The sequence below is a fragment of the Acinetobacter sp. SwsAc2 genome, assembly GCF_013391465.1.
In the GTDB taxonomy this organism is placed as follows: Bacteria; Pseudomonadota; Gammaproteobacteria; order Pseudomonadales; family Moraxellaceae; genus Acinetobacter; species Acinetobacter johnsonii.
Genome location: NZ_JACBEZ010000033.1, coordinates 13599 through 37630 on the forward strand (window position 1 = coordinate 13599; position 24032 = coordinate 37630).

The window sequence follows — 24032 nt, forward strand, 5'->3', positions numbered from 1 at the left end:
AATATCTGACCGCTCCTATGTGAGCAATCTTGTTAGAATTATAGAACTTAAAGCTAGTATATCGATTTTTTTTAACAATGGGAGCGCTTTGTGTGTATCCATTGGTTGCGAAAAACCACTGCGAAGCAGTGGTTTTAGTCTTTACTTTTTCAAATTACCTGCATGCAGGCCACATTCTTTGTGTGTCGCCTCCTCCCACCACCAACGTCCTTCACGTTCATGTTGGTTTGGTAGCACTGGACGTGTACATGGTTCACAGCCGATAGAAATAAAACCGCGTTCATGTAATGGGTTATAAGGCACTTCCATCATGCGGATGTAGCTCCACACATCGGCACTGGACCAGTTGGCAAGGGGATTGTATTTAATTAACTGTTTACCTTCGCCTGAAAACCCAACATCTGCCTGAACAACTGGAATCTCAGTTCGTGTGCCCGGACTTTGGTCTTTACGTTGACCCGTAATCCAACCATCTAAAGTCGCTAATTTTTTACGTAAAGGCTGAACTTTACGGATACCACAACACTCTTTATGATCATCTTGATAAAAGCTGAATAAACCTTTTTCATTGATCAGTTGTTGAACGGCATCTGCTTCTGGGAAGCAAATTTCGATATTAATGTTGTAGTGTTTACGCACAGTCTCGATAAATTGATACGTTTCGGCATGTAAACGTCCTGTGTCTAAGCTAAAGACACGGAAGGGTTTACCTAAGTTAGCAGCCATATCAATAAGTACGACATCTTCTGCACCTGAAAATGAGATGGCAATTTCACCCGTTTGATTCAGTGCAAGTGCTAAAATTTCACTTGGCGATTTATCAGCATATTCAGCTGCAAGAGCATCAACAAGATCAATAGTTGGAATGGTTGTCATGAGTATCCTGGCAATAGGCTTGGAATCTAACAAGACCTATATTACGTTATTTGCTGCGTATTTTAATAGAGTTCAAATAAGCCACTTATCACTAAAAAATAAATGCTTATGAAAAAAATAGATTTAAAAAACAGCAATGCATTATACAAATATTAAGCTATGATAGTTCAAAATTTTTCCACGTAAATAAAAGGGAGTATTCATGGAAGTTGTTTGCCTTGATCTAGAAGGGGTGTTAGTTCCAGAGATTTGGATTAACTTTGCTAAAAAAACAGGCATTAAAGCGCTTGAAGCAACCACACGTGATATTCCTGATTATGATGTGCTCATGACACAGCGTTTAAATATATTAAAAGAACATGGTTTAGGTTTAAATGATATTCAAGAAGTGATTGCGGAAATGGGACCATTTCCAGGGGCAAAAGAATTTGTTGAATGGTTACGTACACACTTTCAGCTCATTATTTTATCAGACACTTTCTACGAGTTTGCGCACCCATTAATGAAACAGCTGGGCTGGCCAACGATTTTTTGTCATAAGTTAGAGACTGATGAAAAGGGTATGATTACAACCTATAAGCTGCGCCAACCTGACCAAAAACGTGAAGCAGTTAAAGCATTGCATGGACTAAATTACCGTGTGATTGCCGCAGGTGATTCTTATAATGACACCACAATGTTAGGTGAAGCGGATAAAGGCTTTTTGTTTGATGCACCTGAAAATGTGATTGCTGAATTCCCACAATTCCCTGCAATTCATGGTTATGCCGCATTAAAAGAAGCAATTCGTGGTGCTTCGGTACGAGATATTCCTGCTTAATCTGAAGCTGAATACAATAAAGGGCATCATTTGATGCCCTTTGTTTTTATGCGATATTAACAGTGCATTGATTTAGAAGCGGTAGCCGATTTTTAGACCATAACCCAAAGCATAGTTGTCTTCAAATTCACCAACGTTTTTTGTACCCGTGCGTGCAGTGGCATCACCCAACCAGAAGTATTTTACGCCTGCTTGAATAAAGTAGTTTTCTGCAGGGCTGTATTGACCACCTAAGCCAACGCTCCAATAACCCTCAGTCGGGCCTAAAGTGGTGACCGGGTTACCCGCACCAGAGTCATAACCTACAGAAGCAGAACCAGACCAATGACTATTAAACTTGCGACCCACGCCTACGGTTGCAGACCATTGATCATCTGAATAGTCAATAAGGTTATTGCCAGAAGCTGCATTTAAAAACTTTGGTGTGACCGCAAATTGATCCCAATGTGCCCAACGGATATTGGCAAAAGCTAAAGTGTTAGCTGCAACACCTGTTTGAAAATCAATGTTTACTGATTGCGGAGTTACAACTTCAGTGAGTGCATTTGGCCGTTGAATTGCACCAAACCCAAAAGTTTCAGTAGTATCAAGTTCATGTTTGATTTCTGAACGATAGGTAATCGCAGTTTTTAACGCGATTTCAGGAATTTGATAAGCAAAACCAGCAAGCCAACCGTATGCTTCATCTTCTTTTAAATTAATGTCGTAGCTGCCAAGTTTAGAAGCACCCCCGTACGCAAGTCCACGTAAAGATACTTTACCTTGTACGGTTTGATAAACAGGACCTGCGTAGAAATTCCAGTTTTCTGTAGGTTGGTAACCAATTAAAGCTGAAAGATTGTGTGTTTCTACTTCTACTTGGGTTGCTTCACCATTCGCGCCAAAAACTGGATTATTTGAAGGGTAGAGAGATTCGGCGCCAAATGGTTGGTCATATAAAAGACCTATAGAAATGTGTTCAGTTGCTTGTACTTTAATCGCAGCAGCAGGGAAATAATAATCTTCTGCCATATCGTTAACTTTCAATTGATTAGATTGAACTTTGGGATCTAAAATTGAAATACCTGCTTCTGCATAATTACCCGGTTGTAAAAATGCAGCAATAGACTGACCAGAACGGTCTAAACCAGCAGCAAGCGCAGGTGTAAGTGGGAGAGTGCTAAGTAAAATAGCCGAATAAATTCTATTGAGCTTCATGGTCGTTCCCTGATGCCATCTGTAACAAAAATGTGCTGGGAAAGTAACATAATTTTAAAAAGAGTAAATACTCAGCTCTGTTGAAGAAATGAACTAAGGCGGTTAAATAAAAGGGTTGCTTAGAGTATTTATACTATATTTTTATATTAACTAAATGATAAATAAGAAAATAAAAATAAAAGATAAATTTTAAAAAATTAATATTTGGAGCAGGATTAATTGCTTGTAAAACAAGCAAATGATATGCAAGTGTATAAAATTAGAGTTAAAAAATAAAAACCACTCGAAAGTGGTTTTTATTAAATCAGAGCTTAGAAGCGATAGCCCATTTTTAAGCCGTAACCTAAAGCATGGTTATCTTCAAATTGTGCTACAGAGTTTCCTGTACCAAACATTGATGCAGGTTGAGCTTTAACATCACCTAACCAGAAGTACTTCACACCACCAGCGATAAAGTAGTTTGCAGCAGGTGAGAATTGCAGACCTAGGCCAACATTCCAGTAACCTTCAGTTGGACCTAAAGTTGAAACAGGGTTGCCTGCACCTGAATCCCAACCTACAGAGACATTACCTGCCCATTTTTCATTAAATTTACGGCCTACACCTACAGTAGCTGACCATTGATCATCTGTATAACCAACTAAATCAAAGCCATTTGGATTATCTGGGGTTAAGTTGGCAGCACCTAAAGCTTCTGAAACTGTGCCAAACTGTTCAGGACGAATTGAGAAATCTTCCCAGTTTACCCAACGCACATTAGCAAAAGCTACTGTATCAGCCATTACACCAGTTTGGAAATCAAGGTTTACAGATTGTGGAGTTGTAATCTTGGTAGAAGTATTTTCGTTATATACTGCACCTGGCCCAGGAACTAAACCAGTTAAAATTAAGCTTGTACCATATTCGTTGGTTGCTGCTTCGTGATCAATTTCAGAACGATAAGTTAATGATGCTTTTAATGCAATTTCAGGAATTTGGTAAGCTAAACCTGCAATCCAGCCTACTGCAGAATCTTCTTTCATATCTGCATTATATTGGCCTAATGCAATAGTAGAACCGTATGCGGTACCACGTAGTTGAACATTCCCTTTAATGGTCTGATATACCGCACCACCATATAGATTCCAGTTTTCAGTTGGTTGGAAGCCTACTAGGAATGTTAAATTTTCGGTTGTAACTTCTACTTCAGTTGCTTCTTGGCCGTTATGGAATAAGCCTTGTCCAGCAAATAATGCAGCTGGAAGACCCAAACCTGCTAATGCTGGGTTTGCTCCAGCATCACCAACTGAATAGGCCGCATCAGCACCAAAAGGTTGATCATATAAAAGACCCACTGATAAATTATCAGCTACTTGAAACTTTAATGCTGCACTTGGGAAGTAATAATCTTCGCCCATGTCTGATAGAGAGGTATTCTCAAGACCAGCTAATGCTGCAGGAATAGCAGGGTTAGGAGTATAGCCTGCATTAGCTTTACCAGATACAGATGGATCTAATACAGAAATACCAGCCTCAAAGTAATTACCTGGTTGTAAAAACGCTGCGATAGATTGACCTGAACGATCTAGAGCAGCGGCAAATGCCCCCGTCATTGGTACAGTTGCTAAAATCATTGCTGTGCTTAGTGCTTTTAATTTCATTATACATTTCCCTTGGGCTATAAAGTCTTTTATGACAGTTTTTGTTGATGCTTTAAGCTTTCATCTAGGATGATTTCGGCTTGTATTCACCGAGACCATTTGTTACTCCATGTGACAAAAATATCACAATTAAAATAAGAGTAAATACTCTAGATATAACTAATCAGTTCAAAAAATAATCATAATAGAGTTTTTATACTAAAAAAACACATTTATATAATTTAAGTTAATGAAAAATATAAATATATAACTTGAAATATAAAATTTATTTTTTGATTGAAAATCACTCAATTAAGCGTAAAAATAAATCCTTTTTGTGATTCGTATCACTTTTTTCTTTACTGTATTTATAATACAAAATTATATTTCGTAGATCATTTATCGATTATTTTTATTTAGAAGATCAAGTTATTGTTTTTTACATGATTAATATTGTCTACAGCGACAATGATAATTGTTGCGGTTATATTGCGTTGTGTCATAAAAAATATATAAAAGCTGAAACAAATGTTAAGAACAAAAATCTTTAGTTTTAAATATAGATGAATGAATACAGGTGGTTCTTAAGCGGTGTAATCAGCACTCAATCTTGACTTAAATTAAGCTGTAGTTTTGTTATACCGTTAAAAGCATAATTTATTAAAAAATTTAGAGTTTTAGTTCGCTATCGCTCTACTGTGAACCATAAATGATTAGAAGGATGGGCTTTGTTGTACAAACCTATTCTTAAAGCCATCTTTAGCAATATAATTTCCGAATGAAGAAGCCAGCACCTAAAATTGACCGTACAAGCAATTGCTCCTCATATAACCGAGTTCTCATTAATCGTGGAAATATTGCCATTTGGTTTGATCTTGAAACTCAGAGGTATGCTCATTATTGAACAAAGTAGCAAAACCAGAAGTCATACAATATGGCTTCGACTTTTGTCTCTTAACTCGGTTGGAGGAACGCCAAACCAACTTTTAAAGTTGCGACTAAAAATAGATAACTCTGCATAGCCCAACTGTAGAGCAATATCCGTCAAATTCACATTGCCTGCATCAAGCATACGCAGTGCTTCTTTTTTTCGGACATTTTCGAGTATATCTCGATAGCTTGTTCCTTGCATTTTTAAAGCGCGCTGAAGCTTTTTCGGATGCATGCCCATACACAGCGCGATCTTTTCAATGCTGCAGTCTCCTGTCGCCATTAGCATGCGGACTGAACTCTCTATCAGTGCGGTATTGTCTTCAGTTTTGGTGCTGCTTTGTGTTTCAAGCTGCTGTACGATTAGTTGATTAATGGCATCTTCATTAAAATTATAGGGTTTATAGCTTAAAAAGCTTGCAGGAAAATAAAGTGCATCTTCATCGGTTTCAAACTCTACCTGACATGAAAAATGAGCTTGGAAAGTTTGAGCACCTTTTTGTGGTGCTTTTTGCTTGAAGCAAATTTTTTCTGCATGCCACTGCGGGCCAATCAAATCTTTTAAAATATTCGCGACAAGGCAAATGGCCAGTTGTGATTTTTGTGGTACATCGGTGTTGTATTCACTTAAACGCACAAAGTTCAGCTTACAGAGCAGAGCATTATGTTGCGAGACGTGGAAGACAATGCCTTCAGCATGTAAATAGACATATTTTTGCGCCACGCTTAAGGCTTCAAGTATGCTCGTTTGTCGGGACATGTAGACGCCAATCAAACCGATTGTGCTAATATTTTGGAGTGCACCGAGTTTTAAACCGAAGCAATCATCCTGACAAGCTAAGGCCGCTTTTTCCAATAAATTTAAATAATGATCATAATGAATAAATGAATCTGGATCACGGAGTAAAGCAGGTAAAATCCCGATCTCTTTCAAGATTTCTATAGGATTTATGCCATAACTACGGACTAAGTCTTCAAAACCGCCGAGGCTGGCTGCACGAATATAACTTCCCATCACAACATTCCGTGTTGTCCTAAAAGATCAATTTAGTGTCCTAAAAAGTCAAGCATAATTCAAGTCATTTGTTAAAGTAGGATAAGAGATTATCTCAACCAACATAGAAAAGAAGTATTGAATCACCATTTTTAGCCGTGAAAGGAAAAGCATATGCAACTTACGGTTCAGTCTCATATCGAGCAAACAGTGATAGAACAGACATTGCACGATTGTTTTCAATTACAGCGCAAAAGCTTTCATCAACAAGGCATTGAAACGATTGCGCAACGTAAGCAACATTTACTGAATTTAAAAGCATTGATTAACGATCACCGTGAAGCAATTATTGACGCCCTGAATCGTGATTATGGCAATCGTTCACGTCATGAAACCTTATTGGCAGAAATTATTACTGTCACGGATGACATTAATGGCAGCATCAAACATTTGAAGCAATGGACTAAAGTGCAAAAAAGACATGTCGATTATAGCCTGTATTTTGGTGCAAAAAACCGTGTGATTCCGCAGCCGCTGGGGGTGATTGGAATTATTGTGCCGTGGAATTTCCCCATTAATTTGATGTTTTCACAGTTGTCAGCTGTGTTTGCTGCGGGAAATACCGCTATGGTTAAAATGTCTGAAAATTCAAGACATTTGGCTGAATTACTGATTGAGTTAAGTCCCAAATACTTTAAAGCGGAAAAATTACAGATTTTCGATGAGACTGGTGAAGTGGGCATCGCATTTTCAAAACTGCCGTTTGACCACCTGATGTTTACTGGTTCTGGTGCGACAGGGCGTAAAGTCATGGCTGCTGCAGCACAAAACTTAACCCCTGTGACTTTGGAGCTGGGTGGTAAATCTCCTGCAGTGATTGACCCTGAATACCCGATTGAGAAAGCTGTAGAACGCATTATGTTTGTGAAACAGTTTAATGCGGGACAAATTTGTACCAATGTCGATTATTTATTTGTACATGAGTCGAGGTTACAAGCGTTTATTCAAACCGCGGCAGCGTGGGTTCAGGAACATGTGCCTGATATTCATAGCAAAGATTATACTTCTGTGATTGATGAGCGTGCCTTTCAGCGCTTAGTACATAGCTTGGCAGATGCTGAAGCCAAAGGGGCTAGTTTAATTAATTTAAATCAGCAAGAGCCTGATGCTGCGACACGAAAATTCCCACTGACTTTGGTGTTGAACAGTAATGATGAGATGGAAATTGATACGCGTGAAACCTTTGGCCCGATCTTGATGGTCAAAACCTACCAAAAGCCTGAAGATGTGGTTGACTATATTGTTCAGCGTGATCGTCCATTGGCCTTTTATCCATTTAGCAATAATAAAAGCTTAGTCGAATTTTATATCAGCAGAGTTATGTCGGGCGGGGTTTCGGTCAATGATGCCTTATTTCATGTCGGGCAGCATGACTTACCATTTGGTGGAGTCGGTGCCAGCGGGATGGGGCACTATCATGGTTATGAAGGCTTTTTGACTTTTTCCAAAATGCGTCCTGTGTTTTATCAGGCGGGTTTTTCGAGCTTGAAGTTTCTCGCGCCGCCTTACGGAAAATTTGCCAATTGGCTGCTGAATTTATTGATCCGCATCAAGTCATAAGCGCTTAAATTTTAAAACATCAACATCAACATCAACATCACTTTTCACTTCAAGATGGATATTTTGAAGTGAAGGAATTAGTGTATTTAAAAACAGAAAAATAAAACTATTAAAGGAGTTAATAGTATGAATAATAAAGATTTTGATTATGATCAAATCGTGATTGGCTCAGGCTTTGGTGGATCGGTCAGTGCTTTACGCCTCAGTGAAAAAGGCTATAAAGTCCTGATTTTGGAGAAAGGATTACGCCGTGAAGACAAGGATTTTCCAACCACCAATTTAGACACCAAAAACTATTTGTGGCGACCTGAACTGGGATTCAGAGGTACGATGCAATTTACTTTCACCAGTAAAACCACCATTTTGCATGGGGTGGGCGTTGGTGGGGGCTCACAAATTTATGCCAATGTACATTTAATTCCACCTGATGCAGTTTTTGAGTCGGAGGCATGGACCAAGATTCGTAAAGACTGGAAAGACACCTTAAAGCCGTTTTATGGTCTCGCTCAACGTATGTTGGGTACAGCGAATAATACTTATACCAATATTGCAGACGACACGTTAAAAGAAGTTGCGAGTGAAATTGGATATGCAAATTCATTTAAAACGGTGAATACGGGGGTCTTCTTTTCGCAAGTAGCTGGTCAAGAAGGACAGTTAGCGAAAGATCCGTATTTCAATGGAGATGGACCAGATCGTAACTCCTGTATTTATTGTGGCGCTTGTATGTTGGGGTGTCGCAGTAATGCCAAAAATACCCTCATGAAAAATTACTTGTATTTTGCTGAACGTAATGGCGTTGAAATTCGTCCAAGTTCAGAAGTGGTGAAAATTACACCACTGAATGAAGATGGTAGCGCAGGTTACGAAGTAATAGTCAAAGAAACCCTTGGGAAACAAGTTCGTCAGTATAGTTTGCGCAGTCGTGGGGTGGTGTTATCTGCGGGTGTAATGGGCACTGTACCGATGTTGTTAAAAATGCGTGATCAGCATAAAACTTTACCCAATATTTCTTCATTGCTGGGACAGGAAGTTCGGACGAACTCGGAAACCCTGACCACAGTGAACAATACTGGTAAAAAACTGGATGATGGTGTGGCAATCAGCTCCTTTATTTCAGTCGATGCAGATACCAATATCGAGGTCACACGTTTCCCTGAAGGTGCGGATGCTTCATGGATTTATATTCCATACGTGCCGATGGTGACCGGTCAGGGCTTTATGCGCTTTATGAAGTTTGTGCTAAACACTTTAATACATCCCTTAAAAACCTTTAAAGTACTGCGTTATAAGGGTAAAGCCAAAGATTCGATCATTTTATTGGTAATGCAAAAGTCTGAAGCATTCATTCATTTTGAATGGCGTAGAAAGTGGTATCGACTGTTCCAGAATAGTATTACTGCCGTGCAAAAAGAAGGGGATACGCCACTCACAGTTTCATTCCCTGCGGCTGAAGAAGCCACTAAAATGATTGCACAAAAGTTGGGTGGAGAGCCAGGTTCTGCACTTACTGAAATTCTACTGGGAACGCCAACGACAGCACATATTATGAGTGGTGTCGCGATGGGTAATGACAAGTCGAATGGCGTTGTGGACTTCACTGGTCAAGTCTTTGGTTATCAAAATTTACGCGTATTAGATGGTTCGATTGTACCTGGAAATTTAGGTGTGAATCCCTCACTGACCATTACCGCACTGTCTGAATTTGCGATGAGTCAAATCCCAGTGTTCTCCGCAGAGCGGGCAGCAAAGATTCAGCGTATCCAGTTTAGTCAGCCTTTGGACGGACAGGTGTCTGACTTGAAGGGTACTGGTGATTTAGCCAGTGCATTAAGCAATGCTTAAAAAAAGTGGATATGGTTTGGGCTGGTGATGGTGCCTAATACGGCAAATTAGACAGCCGAAGCAATACAATCTTGAGATCATTATCCCTCTAACGCTGTATTACAGCGTTAGAGGTCGTTGCTGATTTTATGGGCTATAATTCAGAAATTCCTAAGCTAAGAAGAGAGCGAAAAGCTGTCTTACTTTTTTACCGATCAATGAGTAATTGGGGGGCATTATTGAGTCTATTCATAAACCCAAAAGCCATGGTTTATTTTTTCTTGTTATAAAATATGACTAGTAAAATCAAAATAGTAATTAAGATCAAAGTAATCATGACTGTTTCCATAGCTTGACCTCTAAATCTTGTATTTTATCTAATTTTAACATGTTCATTCGATCACTATATATTTAAAAAAGATCATTTTTCCTTCTTTAAATATGGAGTTGCATATATATGTTTATTCGTATATAAATATATGTAAAGATTCAATTGAGTTTGAGCAAATGACCGCTACTCCAAAAGTGAAGATTTATCACAACCCTGAATGTGGAACATCACGCAATACACTGGCGTTAATTCGTAATGCCAATATTGAACCTGAAGTGATTGAGTACCTTGTAACACCTCCATCTAAAAATGAACTGATTCAAATGATCGCGGATGCAGGTTTAACGGTGAGAGAAGCGATTCGTAAGAATGTTGATCCTTATCGTGATCTAGAGTTGGACCGTGAGGACTGGACGGATGAACAGCTTTTAGATTTTATGCTGCAGCATCCAATTTTGATTAACCGTCCATTTGTAGTGACTGAATTAGGAACTCGTTTAAGTCGTCCGTCAGAATTGGTTTTAGAAATTCTGCCACTCCCACAAAAGGGTGCTTTTACTAAAGAAGACGGTGAACAAGTGCTGGATGAAAATGGGCAGCGATTAAAATAAATATGTGATGGGTATCTGTGAGTATTGTTATATCCAGAAGTATGAGTGAGTGAAAGTATGGATCAAATCAATTTTTTTAAATGTTTAGCGGATCAAACGCGATTCAACATTGTGATGTTGGTTGTGGTTAATCATGAGCAGTGTGTCTGTGATTTGACTGAAAAATTACAACTTAGCCAACCTAAGATTTCGCGGCACTTAGCTTTACTGCGCTCTTCAGGTCTTTTACAAGATCGACGTCAAGGGCAATGGGTCTATTACAGTCTCAATCCTAATTTACCCACTTGGTGCGTAGACGTACTTAATACCCTCAAAAATGCTGACTTACAGCCCCAAATTGAACGCCCTTTTTCGCAAATAAAGAGTTATTGCGAGTAGATCAATATGAAATTCCTTTTTTTATGCACAGGAAATAGCTGTCGCAGCATTTTGTCCGAAGTGTTGTTTAATAGTCGTGCTCCAGAGGGTTGGAAAGCCTATAGTGCAGGCAGCCAGCCATCTGGACATGTGCATCCATTGACCATTGAAACTCTAGAAAACTTAGGTCTTTCAACCGAAGGTTTGTGGAGTAAAACCATTGATGACTGCGAACAATACCAACCTGATGTGGTGATTACGGTTTGTGATTCAGCCGCTCAGGAAGCTTGCCCACTTTATTTAGGTGGAGCAATCAAGGCACATTGGGGCTTGGCTGATCCATCACATTTAGTCTTGTCGAAAGAAGCAAAACTCAAAGCCTTCCAAGTCACTGTGGATCATATCAACCGTCGCTTAGATGCTTTATGGACATTCGATACAACACATACGTCTCGCCTAGATTTGATTGCGGCAATCCATCAAATTTCGCAGATTAAATGAGATCATCATGGCTCAACAAAAATTATCCTTTTTAGATCGTAACCTCACGCTATGGATTTTTATTGCGATGGGGTTCGGAATAGCGATAGGTGTGTTCTTTCCACAAGCCTCAGTGGCATTGGATAAAATGAGTGTGGATTCCGTCAATATTCCAATTGCGATTGGTTTGATTCTGATGATGTATCCACCATTAGCTAAAGTGGATTATGCCGCGCTACCACAAGTGTTTAAAGACAAAAAAACCTTAACTTTGTCTTTGGTACAGAACTGGGTGATAGCACCTGTTCTGATGTTTGCATTAGCCATCATTTTTCTACATAGCTATCCAGAGTATATGACAGGCTTAATCTTGATAGGACTGGCTCGTTGTATTGCCATGGTCTTGGTTTGGAATGGTTTAGCCTGTGGGGATAACCAATATGTTGCTGCATTGGTGGCCTTTAACAGTATCTTCCAGATTTTATTCTTCAGTACCTATGCTTGGTTGTTCTTGACCTTTTTACCGCCTTATTTTGGCGTTGCAGGGCAAGTGATCAATGTCGATTTCTGGACCATTACCCATGCGGTACTGGTGTATTTGGGAATTCCATTTTTCCTTGGCTTTATGACGCGATTCACTCTAGTAAAAGCTAAAGGTCTGGATTGGTATCAACATGTCTTTTTACCGAAGATCAGTCCACTGAGTTTGTTGGCGTTATTGTTCACGATTGTGGCGATGTTTAGTCTCAAAGGGAACGACGTAGTGAGCTTACCGATGGATGTCTTGCATATTGCGATTCCATTGACGATTTACTTTATCGTGATGTTCTTCATCAGCTTCTTCATGAGCAAATGGATGGGGAACGATTATCCTAAAACCACAGCTATTTCTTTTACAGCTGCGGGAAATAACTTTGAATTGGCGCTGGCTGTCGCGATTGCGACCTTTGGTTTAGCTTCACCAGTCGCATTTACCACGGTGATCGGCCCATTGGTTGAAGTACCAGTGTTGATTGCTTTGGTCAGTGTGTCTTTGTGGCTTAGAAAAAAGTTTTTTAAAGCAGAGGTGTAATTTCTATGATTCTCCCAAATGTAGATATGAATCTTCTCGATCAACCGACTTTAGAAAAGGTACAAGCTAAAGAGTTGGATCATCCACCACGTATTTTGCTGCTCTATGGCTCTAACCGTGAGCGTTCATACAGCCGATTAGCGGTGATGGAAGCTGGGCGTATTTTGGAGCATTTTGGTGCTGAAGTAAAAATCTTTCATCCTAAGGGCTTGCCTTTACCTGAAGATGCGGACACTGAGCATCCCAAAGTTAAAGAGTTGCATGACCTACTCGCATGGGCAGAAGGGATGGTATGGTGTTCGCCGGAACGTCATGGCTCCATGAGTTCAATTTTTAAATCACAAATTGATTGGATTCCATTGGCAGGTGGTGCGATTCGTGCAACCCAAGGCAAGACTTTGGCGCTCATGCAAGTCAGTGGTGGATCGCAGTCTTTTAACAGCTTAAACCAGATGCGTATTTTAGGCCGTTGGATGCGGATGATCACCATTCCAAACCAATCGTCTATTCCCAAAGCTTTTTTAGAGTTTGAAGAAGATGGCAGGATGAAACCTTCAGCTTTTTATGATCGAATTGTCGATGTCATGGAGGAGCTGTATAAATTCACGCTACTGACGCGTGGGCAAAGTCAGTACCTCACAGACCGTTATTCAGAGCGAAAAGAGTCGGCAGAAGAATTATCTAAGCGTGTTAATCAACGGAGTTTATAAACTCTAGATGATCAAAGATGTTGAAAAGTAGCTTGTGCAATTGAAAAGCCCAATTACAGATTTGATCAGTTTTTAAAAGTCACTTAGTTTGTTGAATAGACTGGGCTTTTTTAATTATGAATATGGTTTCACTATAGCAAATGGGAGAGTGGCTTTGGCACAACTACAAGCAGAAGTCGATGTGGTTATTATTGGTGGTGGTCAGTCGGCACTTGCTACAGCTTATTTTCTCAAACGTAAAAAAGTTCCATTTGTGATTTTAGATGATCAATCGCAAGCTGGCGGTGCATGGCTGCATGCATGGCAGTCGCTACGTCTTTTTTCACCGCATACATGGAGTTCGTTGTCGGGTTGGATGATGCCAACGACTGAACACACCTACCCAACGCGAAATGAAGTGATCGAATATTTGTCGGCATACGAGCAACGCTATCAATTTCCGACCATTCGGCCAGTCCATGTCGATCATATTGAACAAAAAGATGGCTATTTAGATGTGTATGCTAGAGATCAATATTGGCGGGCAAAGGCTGTGGTCAGTGCAACAGGTACATGGAGCCAGCCTCATATTCCTAATGATATTGGACGTGAAAAATTTAAAGGAATACAGCTTCATTCAGCGGACTATGTCAATGCAGCGCCTTTTAAAAATAAGAAAGTCATCGTTGTCGGTGGTGGTAACTCAGGCGCACAAATTCTTGCCGAAGTTTCAAAAGTGGCAGAAACAACTTGGGTCACGATGACAGCACCAGCATTTTTATCAGATGATGTGGATGGGCGGGTCTTGTTTCTTCGTGCAACGGAGCGTTTAAAAGCACAACAGGAAGGTCGGAGTTTGGAACAGCTCGCAGGTGGGTTGGGAGATATTGTCATGATTGACAGTGTCAAAGAGGCAAGAACACGAGGAGTTTTGCACAGTCGAGAGCCTTTTGTAGCATTTGCTGAGCATTCGGTTATTTGGGCTGATGGTTCAACACAAGTGGTAGATGCTGTCATTTGGTGTACAGGATTTAACCCTGCACTTAATCATTTAAGAGGTCTTGGTGTGGTAGAGCCTGATCAAACGGTTGCTGTTCATAATGGGCGTTCAATGAAAGTAAATAACTTATGGTTGGTTGGCTATGGTGAGTGGACAGGCATGGCATCGGCGACTTTAATTGGAGTGTCCAGAACAGCAAGAGCTGCGGCTGATGAAATTGCTGCCTATTTGACTGGTGCTTAAACCTATAAGTTTAAAGGGATGCATAGACAGGTTTCATGCATGAACAATTTGATTCGATACGGATGAGGACGGAAATAGGATTCGCCGTGAAGCAAATGGAAAGCAATTATTGATGATTGATAGGAGATTTAAGGTACTCTAAGTAGCTAATTAAAATAAGAAATCCTATCTATTTAAATCATAAAAGCAGCCGAAGCTGCTTTGCGTTTTTTATCATCGTTGAAGTTGCCTCTAAGGCATTCACCATCAGCACAACTTCCGCCAGACTTAAGCGTCTACTTTGGCGGTACGAGAGTTTTGGCTTAATTCATCTGCATGTAGGAAGTGCGTATGCTGCGGTGCGCGTTTGGTTTTGCTCCATTCTTCCAGCATGTCATATTTCATTTGTTCTGTAATCATGGCAATTTTTTGTGGCGCTTTTTCATCGTCATAGGCCAGTTCCAAACGATGACCATTTGGATCAAAGAAATAAATTGAGTGGAAAATACCATGATTGGTAATGCCCAAGACCTCTATGCCATTGGCTTCTAGGTGTTCTTTAGCATCAATCAGTGCCTGACGGTCTTTGACTTTGAGTGCAATGTGCTGCACCCATTTTGGGGTGTTTTCATCACGGCCCATTTCAGGCTGGGTTGGCAGTTCAAAGAAAGCCAGAACATTACCATTTCCTGCGTCTAGGAATAGGTGCATATAGGGATCAAAGGCTTTGGTTGAAGGGACATGGTCTTCAGCAAAGGCGAGAATGAAATCCATATTTAGGTTTTTTTTGTACCATTCCACCGTTTCTTTGGCATCTTTACAACGGTAGGCCACGTGGTGGATTTTTTCAATTTGAATGGTCATTTTTATATCCTTATAAAAAACTTAAGAGGCTTCAAGCTGCATTTCAGGTGCAGCGTGTTGAAAGGCTTCTAAAGTGTTGCAATGGGTGTAGATCGAACAAATTTTTGGATAATCGGATAAATCAAGATTAAAACGTAGAGCGTTATAGACTTGTGGAATCAGGCAGCAGTCCGCTAGGGTCGGCTGACTGCCAAAACAGAATTTGCCATTTGACTGTTCTAGCTGTGCTTCAAGGGCTTTAAAGCCCGTTAAAACCCAGTGTTTATACCAAGCTATTTTCTGCGCATCACTTACTTCCAATGTACCCACCAGATACTGAAGTACCCGTAGGTTGTTGAGCGGATGGGTGTCGCAGGCGATACTTAAACTAAATGCACGGATCAAAGCACGCTGCTGCAAGTCTTGAGGGAGCAGGGCCGTGTCTGGGAATTTTTCTTCTAAATATTCAAGAATACTTAGCGATTGGGTCAAGACAAAATCTTGCTCTGCCCATGTGGGCACCAGCTCACTTGCATTGAGCTCACGGTAGCTTTCACTATGCTGTTCACCGCCATTATTGACTAAGTGGACAGGTACATGTTCAGCAGTCAGACCTTTTAAATTCAGGCCAATACGAACTCGGTAAGCCGCAGAACTACGAAAATAGGTATACAGTTTCATCAGCAACATCCTAGTCTGCAATTATTGGGTAAAACCAAAATCCACTGCTGGCAGAATTTTGCCACTGACTTCACCAAAGCCAATCCGTAAATCATCTTTTTCGCAATAGCCTTTTATAATGACGGTATCGCCGTCTTGAATGAAGTTACGCTGTTCGCCATTTGATAGCATTAAAGGTTTGGTGGCATTCCATGTGATTTCGAGCAATGAACCATAAGAATCTGGAGTTGGTCCTGAAATGGTCCCTGAACCCATCAAATCACCGACCTGCAAGTTACAGCCCGCAATCGTATGATGTGTGAGCTGCTGAGCCATGGACCAATACATATATTTAAAGTTGGTTGTGCAGATCACATCACTTTTGTCGTCATTCTCAGGCTGAATTTCTACCGAAAGATGAATGTCATAGCTGTTGCTGCTGTTGTCTTCACGTAGATAAGCCAAAGGTTTCGGTTCTTGTTCAGGTGAACTGGTTTTAAATGGCTCAAGTGCTTCTAGCGTCACAATCCAAGGTGAAATGGACGACGCAAAAGTTTTGGCATTAAACGGACCAAGTGGCACGTATTCCCATTGTTGCAAGTCACGTGCAGACCAGTCATTAAACAGCACCATACCGAAAATATGATCCCAAGCGTTTTCAATTGAAACAGGTTGACCCAGTTGACTTGATTTACCTACGATAAAACCAGTTTCAAGTTCAAAGTCGAGTTTACGACAAGCAGAAAATACAGGACGTTCTGAATCTGACAGCTTGATTTGTCCTGATGGACGGACAATGTCTGTACCACTCACAATGACCGAGCTGGCACGACCGTTATAACCAACAGGGAGTTCTGACCAGTTGGGCAGCAGCGCATTTTTCGGGTCACGGAACATGCAACCGACATTGGTGGCATGTTCTTTAGATGAATAGAAATCGGTATAGCCCGGGATGTGTACAGGCATATGCATTTTGACGTCTGATTGTTTGAAGAAAACCTGATCACGCAGGGCCTGATTGTCACGAAGTTCAGGATTATCTGCGGACAACAAAGCTTGTAATTCTGCGCGGACTTTAGACCAATTGGCTTGACCTGATTCAATAAACAAATTCAGTGTCGGTTGATTAAAGAGCAGTTTGCCATCTGCCTGTTTGCAATAACCATGCGCTTCCAGTACCGCCAGATCAACCACCCATTCTCCCAGTGCTACGCCAGCACGGGCCTGCGAATTGTGTTTTTCACTAAAAATGCCATAAGGCAGGTTTTCTAGCGGGAAATCTGAATGTGCAGCAATTTCAACAAATGACTTCAAGCGTTTGCTCATGGATATTGATCCTTTCCGTGGAAAATTTACGTTCTAGATAGAATCATACTTATATTTTAAAATTACGCAATAAATAATTTATTTATGAATAGTGTAAATTATTAAACTGTACTACTCTGAATGAGAGAGTCAGGTTTAGATGGCTCACATTTTTGATTTAAGTAGTACAATTCACCAATGGAGTTATGACAACTAATGCAGCTATGCAGGGTAAAGCGATGAGTGTTGAGGAAGAAAAAATACAGGGAGGGGTTCAGTCTCTGGAAGTTGGATTAACCGTATTAGATGCATTGACCGCACATAATGCACCGATGATGTTAAAAGAGCTGTCCGAAGTTTTATCCATGCACCCGGCCAAAGTACACCGTTATGTGGTGAGTTTGATTCGTAAAGGTTATGCTCAGCAATTAACTGATGGGCGTTATAGTTTAGGTGAGCGCGCACATGCTTTTGGGGTGAATGCACTCAAGCGAACAGATATGCTGGAATTAAGCCAGCGTTATATTCAGGACATTCAGCAACATCTGAATTGCAGTATTCATGTGAGTAAATGGTTTGCCGATGGCGCGGTCGTGGTTCAGTCTCTAGAATCTAACCATGTCTTTAATATTATTACTCGAGTCGGTTCACGCATGCCGCTGCTGAAATCTGCGACAGGGCGCTTACATGCCTGCTTCCAGCCTGAGCACATCATCAAGCCATTATTGGAAAAAGAATGGGAAAGTAGCGTTAAACCAGAGCAGTATCCTGCAAATTGGGAAGATTTTTTAGAACTGAAAGCGAAAATTCTGAGTCAAGGTTATGCTTCAGTCACAGGAGATATGATGGCTGGGATCAATGCGATTAGTATTCCAGTCTTTAATTTCACGCAGCAACTGGATCATGTCATTACTTGTATTGGCACAGAAGATCAGTTACCCGAAGGACAAATGCAGCAAGCAATTGATTATGTACTTGGCGTACAGCGACAGATCGATGCTTTATTTCATCCAGCTGCTGCCATATAAAAGCGTCGCTTACATTGAAAAGATGAATTAAGTTTTAAATCCACCCTCTGGTGGATTTTTTTATGGGGTTGTGGAGTCAGACAGTCGAAATATTTGATTTTTTTGCCGCACTGTCTAAAAGAAAGGGGGCATGAAATAGATAGTTAAGCTGAAACCCGTAGACTTAGGTTGCCTTGATTCAAGTTCTGAAAAATAACGATAAAAAAGGCTTCTAACCCTAGAGTGAGAAGCCTAAGTAAACATGATATATCTTAAGCAAGCACAGACTCAGTGGAACTTGCAGCTTTAAGCACAGTTGCCATCGATTCGGCCACATAATCAATATTGTTTAAATTCAGGCCAGCAGTACACATACGGCCGCTGCGGACTAAATAAATACCATAATCGTGTTTCAGCAAATCGACCTGTTCTGCACTTAAGCCCGTATAACTAAACATGCCTTGTTGCTGGGTCAGATAGCTAAAGTCCATATCTGGTAGCGCTTGAGTGAGTTTGTCTTCAAGTAAGCGACGCATCAGTAAAATGCGCTGACGCATTTCTTCTAATTCAGACTGCCATAGCTGAGACAACGCTGTGTCATTTAATACCTGACTCACCAATAACGCACCATTAGCTGCTGGGCTAGAATAAATGCGACGGACTGTCGCTTTAAGCTGACCCAATACATTTTGGGCAATGTTTGCGTCATCACAGACAAAGCTTAAGCTACCAACGCGCTCGCCATATAGGGAGAAAATCTTGGAAAAAGAATGGCTGACAATAAAGTTCATACCAGACCGATCTAGCGCATGGATAGCATAAGCATCTTGCTCCAAGCCTTGGCCAAAACCTTGATAGGCCATGTCCAAGAAAGGAATCAAGTCATTTGCTTTTAGAACCTCAATCACTTGATCCCATTCATGAGGTGCTAAATCTGCACCTGTCGGGTTATGACAGCAAGGATGCAGTAGTACGATACTTTGAGCAGGTAGCTGCTTTAGGGTATCTAGCATCGCAGTTAGATTTACGGCATGGGTGTCCGCATCGTAATACGGATAGAAATGGGTTTGAACACCAGCGCCATTAAAGATCGCAATATGGTTTTCCCAAGTCGGCTGACTGACCCAGATCTCGGACTGCGGAAAGTATTTGTTCAAGAAGTCTGCACCCACTTTGAGTGCACCAGAACCACCCAAAGTCTGAATGGTGACGACACGCCCTTGCTGACGGGCAGGGCTCGCCTGACCGAAAATGAGTTCTTGTGCAGCCTGATTAAAGCTTTTGAGCCCATCCATCGGCAAATAGACTCGGACTTTGTCATAGTCTGGAATTAAATGAGTATAGGCTTTTTGAACCGACTGTAGCTGCGGCACGATATTATCTTCATTATAATAAAGTCCGATACTGAGATTGACCTTATTCTGGCGCGCATCTTTGCTGAATTCCTCCATCAGAGAAAGAATCGGGTCACCTGCATAGGCATCAATATGTTGAAACATGAATACATCCTAATATGATAAATACGATATTACGCTTCTGGTAAGGAAGTGATTTTACTTTTTTCAAGCAACGCAACATGATCTTCTTGCTTCCGTTTAAAGAGATAAGCCGTCAGTAAAATCGCGATCCAGACAGGAATCATGAGAACTGCAATTTGCATATCTGGGCTACGACTCATAATGAGCAGAATACTCGCCATGAAGGCAATACATAAATAATTGGTAAATGGATAGGCCACACTTGGAAAGTGAGTTTTTACCTGCATGCGATTCATGGCTTTTTTAAACTTTAAATGTGTATAAGAAATCACGACCCAGTTAATCACAATAGCCGCTACGACCAGCATCATGAGTAAGTTAAATGCTTTTTCAGGAAATAAATAGTTAATCAGAACACATATTAAAGTAAAGAAAGCTGAAACCATAATGGCATTTACAGGAATACCACGCGGATTAATTTTGCTTAAAAATTTTGGGGCATTACCTTGTTGTGCTAGTCCAAGCAGCATTCGGCTGGTACAGTAATTGGTGCTGTTATAGACAGAAACAGCCGCAGTCAAAACCACAAAATTCAAAACAGCGGCCACGGTCTGGCTGCCTAAAGAGTCGAAAATCAATACAAAAGGACTACCGCCTTCAGCCATCATATTCCATGGATAAAGCGACAAAATTACGACCAAGCTCAAGATATAAAACAATAAGACGCGGTAAACAATTTGATTGACGGCTTTTGGGAGAGTTTTCTGAGGATTATCTGTCTCTGCTGCTGCAATACCTACCAGTTCAATTCCACCGAAAGCAAACATAATCATGGCCATAGCCATCACTAAACCTGTAATACCATTGGGGAAGAAGCCGCCGAGCTGCCATAAATTTTGTAAGCTAGACTGGCTATGACCACTACCGCTGGCCAACAAGTAACTACCAAAAGCAATCATGGCAATAATTGCCACGACCTTAATGATGGCTAACCAAAATTCCATTTCACCAAATAATTTCACGTGCAGTAAATTAATGACATTAATGAAAATAAAGAAACCCAAAGCAGAAACCCACGTTGGAATATCAGGCCACCAGTAATGGATATAGAGGCCGACAGCACTGAGTTCAGCCATACACACTAAAATATTCAGTACCCAATAATTCCAGCCAGACATAAAGCCCGCAAATTTGCCCCAGTATTTATAAGCAAAATGACTAAAAGAACCGCTCACGGGTTCATGCACAATCATTTCACCGAGCTGGCGCATCATGAGAAAGGCTATAAGGCCTGCGATGGCATAGCCTAAAATAACAGAAGGTCCTGCGAGTTTGATGGTTTGTGAAATACCGAGGAAGAGCCCTGTGCCGATAGAACCACCGAGAGCGATGAGCTGAATATGACGATTACTTAAACCTTTTTTCAGGTTTCCTTGTTCAATGTGCTGCATTTTTATTCTTCATCCATGTGAGATAAAGCCTTGAACCATGATGATGTTTCGTTATTTTTATATTGTCATCGGAGCAGACTTTAATTTTACGAGTATAGTTCTTGCACAAAAGTTAAATTTCCCTGTACATAAAACTATATGTACAGGGAAATTCTAGAAATCGTTTAAGCTTTAGATACATCTAAAACGCCACGTTTAATTTGGTCGCGTTCAATCGACTCAAATAGCGCTTTAAAGTTGCCTTCACCAAAACCATCGTCATCTTTACGTTGAATAAATTCAAAGAAGACAGGGCCTAGCATATTTTGGGAGAAAATTTGCAACAAGAGGCGTTTATTACCGTCTTTAGTATTGCCATCCAGCAAAATGCCCCGTTTTTGTAGTTCATCAGCAGGTTCACCGTGGTTAGGCAAACGCTCATCTAGCATTTCATAATAGGTATTTGGCGGAGGTGTCATGAATTTGGCACCTAAAGCTTTTAACTTGTCCCAAGTGCTAATCAGGTCATCACAAATGAAGGCAATATGCTGAATGCCTTCACCGTTAAACTCATTGAGGAATTCGGCAATCTGACCATTTCCTTTATCCGAATCTTCATTGAGCGGAATACGGATTTTGCCATCTGGCGCCGTGAGTGCCTTGGACGTCAGGCCAGTATATTCACCTTTAATATCGAAGTAGCGAATTTCTTGGAAGTTAAAAATCTTTTCATAGAAATCAGACCAATACTGCATACGGCCTTTATACACATTATGGGTCAAATGGTCGATTTCATATAAACCTGTGCCGACAGGATGAGAGGGTACATCATCAAAGAATATGAAGTCATTTTGGTAAATGTCACAATCGACGAGGAAAATAGGAGAGCCGCCAATCCCTTTAATTGCTGGGATATTTAGCTCCATCGGACCAACTTGGTTGTAAATTGGTTCAGCACCAATTTCTATCGCCTTTTTAAATGCCTTTGCCGCATTCTTGGTGCGGAAACCCATTGCACAGGCAGAAGGGCCATGTTCTTTATAGAAATAAGCTGCATATGATTCAGGCTGATAATTTAGAATGATATTAATCTTGCCCTGACGCCATAAATACGCATTTTTAGACTTATGTTTTGCCACTTTGCTGAACCCAATGGTTTCAAACACCGCATCTAGCTGACCATCTTTAGAAACAAATTCAATAAATTCGAATCCACACAGTTCTAATGGGTTGGCTAATTCATTCATACAACGTCCTCATTTCTTTTTTAAGCAATCCTATTGCTTATCTTTTTAACGATTCCTTTCAGAGCTAACGGACTGGTCGCTACAATTCTAGAGCGAGAGAGACAAGTCCGTTTGTCTGAAATGGGGCACTTGTTCAGCAGCATTCTCAATGTTGAGTGAGCAAGTGTAGAAGTTTTAATTCATCATACTTGATCTAAATTATTATTCAATACGTAATTTGATTACGTAATAAATAAAATTGGCAAATGATTGACCTATAAATTAAATTAATATTATTCATAAAAATATTTTTTAAAATAGGGGCGCTTTGTTATACCAAGATTTCAGAATGAAATCTGTGCTATAGCACTAAAATAGAAGGGAAAAATTGTGTATGGAATTTGGCTCATTCCGTGCATCTGTTGAGAACAGCTATTTTAAACAGCCAAACAACTGATTCGAGCACGAAAATTAATTGTAAAGTCTCTAGAACAGTTTGACTTAGTTAGACCTGATTTGAAAACCCAGATGTAGGTGTCGCCGCGAGCGAGTTTGAGCGGCTGTTGAATCAGCGTCCAAGTTTGAAGGGGATTATTAGTATCACATGTGATAAATCGAATTTTTAGTGTTTATGATTAGGCATAGAGAGGTTGAAAACAACCATAAAATGGTGCGCTCTGCGGGACTCGAATTGTTATTTTATGATATTGAAAATTAATAAAATATTTATTTATTTGTTTTATTTTACCGTAAATTATACCGTAAAAAATAAAAGTACTATAGGAATATTTAATCTCATTCTATGTTTGTATGATCAATCACCTTTAGTTTTATTTTTTAAATATTGGCCTACAAGCATTTGAGCTGAATGTGCAAAAGGTTGCGTTATCGGATGCAGGTTTAAGCATACACCTATAGCTGTTTGTAGCGCATTATTTTTCAAGTTCTCGAATTTTTCATGCATTTTTAAATTGTGAAGCTGTTCTTGGGCTAGTTGCTCTTTGAGTAAATTTATTTGTTCTTTTAAGTGTTGAATTTCAACATTGTCCTCTTTTCTGATATTGAGTAATTTCAACATTTGTTGTTCATTGAACCTCTTGTTTTCGTCTCTTTCTATTCTTTTTCGACTTAATTGGTAATTCAGTAGGTTTCTGTCAACCTGATGTTTCTTGCAAAAGTCAGCAACATTTATCTTTGAATCCATGTCTGCTTATCTCATTTAGATTGCTATGTTGAATTCTACACTAATAGAAAAATTGTATATTGGATTTTTATAATTTAAAGGTGACTTTATGAGACAAAAAATTAGAATCTTACGCCAATCTCAACTTTGAATAAGGCTTTCCAGTTGTAAAGGTGGATTTCCTAATCGTGTATTTAAAATTACTGCAATGGTATGTGAAAGAATCTTACGCGTAATTCTATGCGTTAAATGCCATAA

21 protein-coding genes and 2 pseudogenes are annotated in these 24032 nt (G+C 40.1%); 11 read left to right on the plus strand and 12 right to left on the minus strand.

Translation table 11 applies throughout. The features are described 5' to 3' along the window. Positions 1 to 141 precede the first annotated feature (141 nt). Positions 142 to 876, minus strand: a complete 735-nt coding sequence (locus tag HYI04_RS13435) for a phosphoadenylyl-sulfate reductase (protein WP_159153176.1) — start codon at positions 874 to 876, stop codon at positions 142 to 144. A gap of 202 nt (positions 877 to 1078) precedes the next feature. On the opposite strand from HYI04_RS13435, the gene thrH reads away from it, so the two are divergent. Beyond that, positions 1079 to 1696: a bifunctional phosphoserine phosphatase/homoserine phosphotransferase ThrH gene (gene thrH / locus HYI04_RS13440; protein WP_178896257.1), complete on the plus strand. Its 618-nt coding sequence runs from the start codon at positions 1079 to 1081 to the stop codon at positions 1694 to 1696. A gap of 72 nt (positions 1697 to 1768) precedes the next feature. Here thrH and HYI04_RS13445 read toward each other — a convergent pair whose 3' ends face one another. Both HYI04_RS13445 and HYI04_RS13450 read right to left on the minus strand, forming a co-directional pair. Next, positions 1769 to 2893: an OmpP1/FadL family transporter gene (locus HYI04_RS13445; protein ID WP_178896258.1), complete on the minus strand. Its 1125-nt coding sequence runs from the start codon at positions 2891 to 2893 to the stop codon at positions 1769 to 1771. Positions 2894 to 3204: 311 nt separating this feature from the next. Next, positions 3205 to 4533, minus strand: a complete 1329-nt coding sequence (locus HYI04_RS13450) for an OmpP1/FadL family transporter (RefSeq protein WP_178896259.1) — start codon at positions 4531 to 4533, stop codon at positions 3205 to 3207. 757 nt (positions 4534 to 5290) lie between these two features. Between HYI04_RS13450 and HYI04_RS13455 the strand changes: the two are divergent. Continuing rightward, a pseudogene (locus HYI04_RS13455) lies at positions 5291 to 5407 on the plus strand (IS5/IS1182 family transposase); the annotation flags it as partial. A 30-nt stretch (positions 5408 to 5437) separates the two neighbouring features. Here the strand turns inward: HYI04_RS13455 and HYI04_RS13460 are convergent. After that, positions 5438 to 6457 (minus strand): AraC family transcriptional regulator, encoded by a 1020-nt coding sequence (locus tag HYI04_RS13460; protein ID WP_004694646.1) that lies wholly within the window; start codon positions 6455 to 6457, stop codon positions 5438 to 5440. Positions 6458 to 6610: 153 nt separating this feature from the next. On the opposite strand from HYI04_RS13460, the gene HYI04_RS13465 reads away from it, so the two are divergent. The 8 genes from HYI04_RS13465 (at position 6611) to HYI04_RS13500 (ending at position 14663) form a co-directional block, all read left to right on the plus strand. Beyond that, the gene (locus HYI04_RS13465) at positions 6611 to 8056 is read left to right on the plus strand and encodes a coniferyl aldehyde dehydrogenase (RefSeq protein ID WP_178896260.1); all 1446 of its coding nucleotides are present in this window, start codon (positions 6611 to 6613) and stop codon (positions 8054 to 8056) included. Positions 8057 to 8182: 126 nt separating this feature from the next. Beyond that, positions 8183 to 9901 (plus strand): GMC oxidoreductase, encoded by a 1719-nt coding sequence (locus HYI04_RS13470; RefSeq protein ID WP_178896261.1) that lies wholly within the window; start codon positions 8183 to 8185, stop codon positions 9899 to 9901. 486 nt (positions 9902 to 10387) lie between these two features. Further along, positions 10388 to 10822: an arsenate reductase (glutaredoxin) gene (gene arsC, locus HYI04_RS13475; RefSeq protein ID WP_178896262.1), complete on the plus strand. Its 435-nt coding sequence runs from the start codon at positions 10388 to 10390 to the stop codon at positions 10820 to 10822. A 57-nt stretch (positions 10823 to 10879) separates the two neighbouring features. Then, positions 10880 to 11200 carry a metalloregulator ArsR/SmtB family transcription factor gene (locus HYI04_RS13480; protein WP_178896263.1) on the plus strand — a complete coding sequence of 107 codons (321 nt, stop codon included), beginning with the start codon at positions 10880 to 10882 and terminating at the stop codon, positions 11198 to 11200. Positions 11201 to 11206: 6 nt separating this feature from the next. Next, entirely contained in the window at positions 11207 to 11680 is a 474-nt protein-coding gene (locus tag HYI04_RS13485; RefSeq protein WP_178896264.1) for an arsenate reductase ArsC, read from the plus strand. A gap of 7 nt (positions 11681 to 11687) precedes the next feature. Continuing rightward, positions 11688 to 12731: an ACR3 family arsenite efflux transporter gene (arsB, locus tag HYI04_RS13490; RefSeq protein WP_178896265.1), complete on the plus strand. Its 1044-nt coding sequence runs from the start codon at positions 11688 to 11690 to the stop codon at positions 12729 to 12731. Between the two features lie 5 nt (positions 12732 to 12736). Then, on the plus strand, positions 12737 to 13441 hold the full coding sequence (gene arsH / locus HYI04_RS13495) for an arsenical resistance protein ArsH (protein WP_058952187.1): 705 nt from the start codon (positions 12737 to 12739) through the stop codon (positions 13439 to 13441). A gap of 154 nt (positions 13442 to 13595) precedes the next feature. Then, entirely contained in the window at positions 13596 to 14663 is a 1068-nt protein-coding gene (locus HYI04_RS13500; RefSeq protein ID WP_178896266.1) for an ArsO family NAD(P)H-dependent flavin-containing monooxygenase, read from the plus strand. Between the two features lie 267 nt (positions 14664 to 14930). Here the strand turns inward: HYI04_RS13500 and HYI04_RS13505 are convergent, their stop codons facing one another. Genes HYI04_RS13505 through fahA form a run of 3 tightly spaced genes read right to left on the minus strand, consistent with a single transcriptional unit; the run spans position 14931 to position 17471 of the window. After that, complete coding sequence (locus tag HYI04_RS13505) at positions 14931 to 15506, minus strand: VOC family protein (protein ID WP_058952186.1); 576 nt, start codon at positions 15504 to 15506, stop codon at positions 14931 to 14933. A 21-nt stretch (positions 15507 to 15527) separates the two neighbouring features. Beyond that, on the minus strand, positions 15528 to 16166 hold the full coding sequence (gene maiA / locus HYI04_RS13510) for a maleylacetoacetate isomerase (protein ID WP_178896267.1): 639 nt from the start codon (positions 16164 to 16166) through the stop codon (positions 15528 to 15530). Between the two features lie 21 nt (positions 16167 to 16187). Next, positions 16188 to 17471 (minus strand): fumarylacetoacetase, encoded by a 1284-nt coding sequence (fahA, locus tag HYI04_RS13515; RefSeq protein WP_178896268.1) that lies wholly within the window; start codon positions 17469 to 17471, stop codon positions 16188 to 16190. A gap of 185 nt (positions 17472 to 17656) precedes the next feature. Here fahA and HYI04_RS13520 point away from each other — a divergent pair, with 185 nt between their 5' ends. Next, the gene (locus HYI04_RS13520; protein WP_178896269.1) at positions 17657 to 18478 is read left to right on the plus strand and encodes an IclR family transcriptional regulator; all 822 of its coding nucleotides are present in this window, start codon (positions 17657 to 17659) and stop codon (positions 18476 to 18478) included. A gap of 251 nt (positions 18479 to 18729) precedes the next feature. Here the strand turns inward: HYI04_RS13520 and HYI04_RS13525 are convergent, their stop codons facing one another. The 5 genes and pseudogenes from HYI04_RS13525 to HYI04_RS13545 all read right to left on the minus strand — a co-directional run. Beyond that, positions 18730 to 19956, minus strand: a complete 1227-nt coding sequence (locus tag HYI04_RS13525) for an amino acid aminotransferase (RefSeq protein ID WP_178896270.1) — start codon at positions 19954 to 19956, stop codon at positions 18730 to 18732. Positions 19957 to 19985: 29 nt separating this feature from the next. Further along, positions 19986 to 21386 carry an amino acid permease gene (locus HYI04_RS13530; protein WP_004981288.1) on the minus strand — a complete coding sequence of 467 codons (1401 nt, stop codon included), beginning with the start codon at positions 21384 to 21386 and terminating at the stop codon, positions 19986 to 19988. Between the two features lie 164 nt (positions 21387 to 21550). Next, a complete protein-coding gene (hppD, locus tag HYI04_RS13535; RefSeq protein WP_062034383.1) occupies positions 21551 to 22612 on the minus strand; it encodes a 4-hydroxyphenylpyruvate dioxygenase in 1062 nt (353 codons plus the stop codon). Positions 22613 to 23405: 793 nt separating this feature from the next. Continuing rightward, the gene (locus HYI04_RS13540) at positions 23406 to 23795 is read right to left on the minus strand and encodes a hypothetical protein (protein ID WP_178896271.1); all 390 of its coding nucleotides are present in this window, start codon (positions 23793 to 23795) and stop codon (positions 23406 to 23408) included. A gap of 120 nt (positions 23796 to 23915) precedes the next feature. After that, positions 23916 to 24032, minus strand: a pseudogene (locus tag HYI04_RS13545) (IS982 family transposase); the annotation flags it as partial.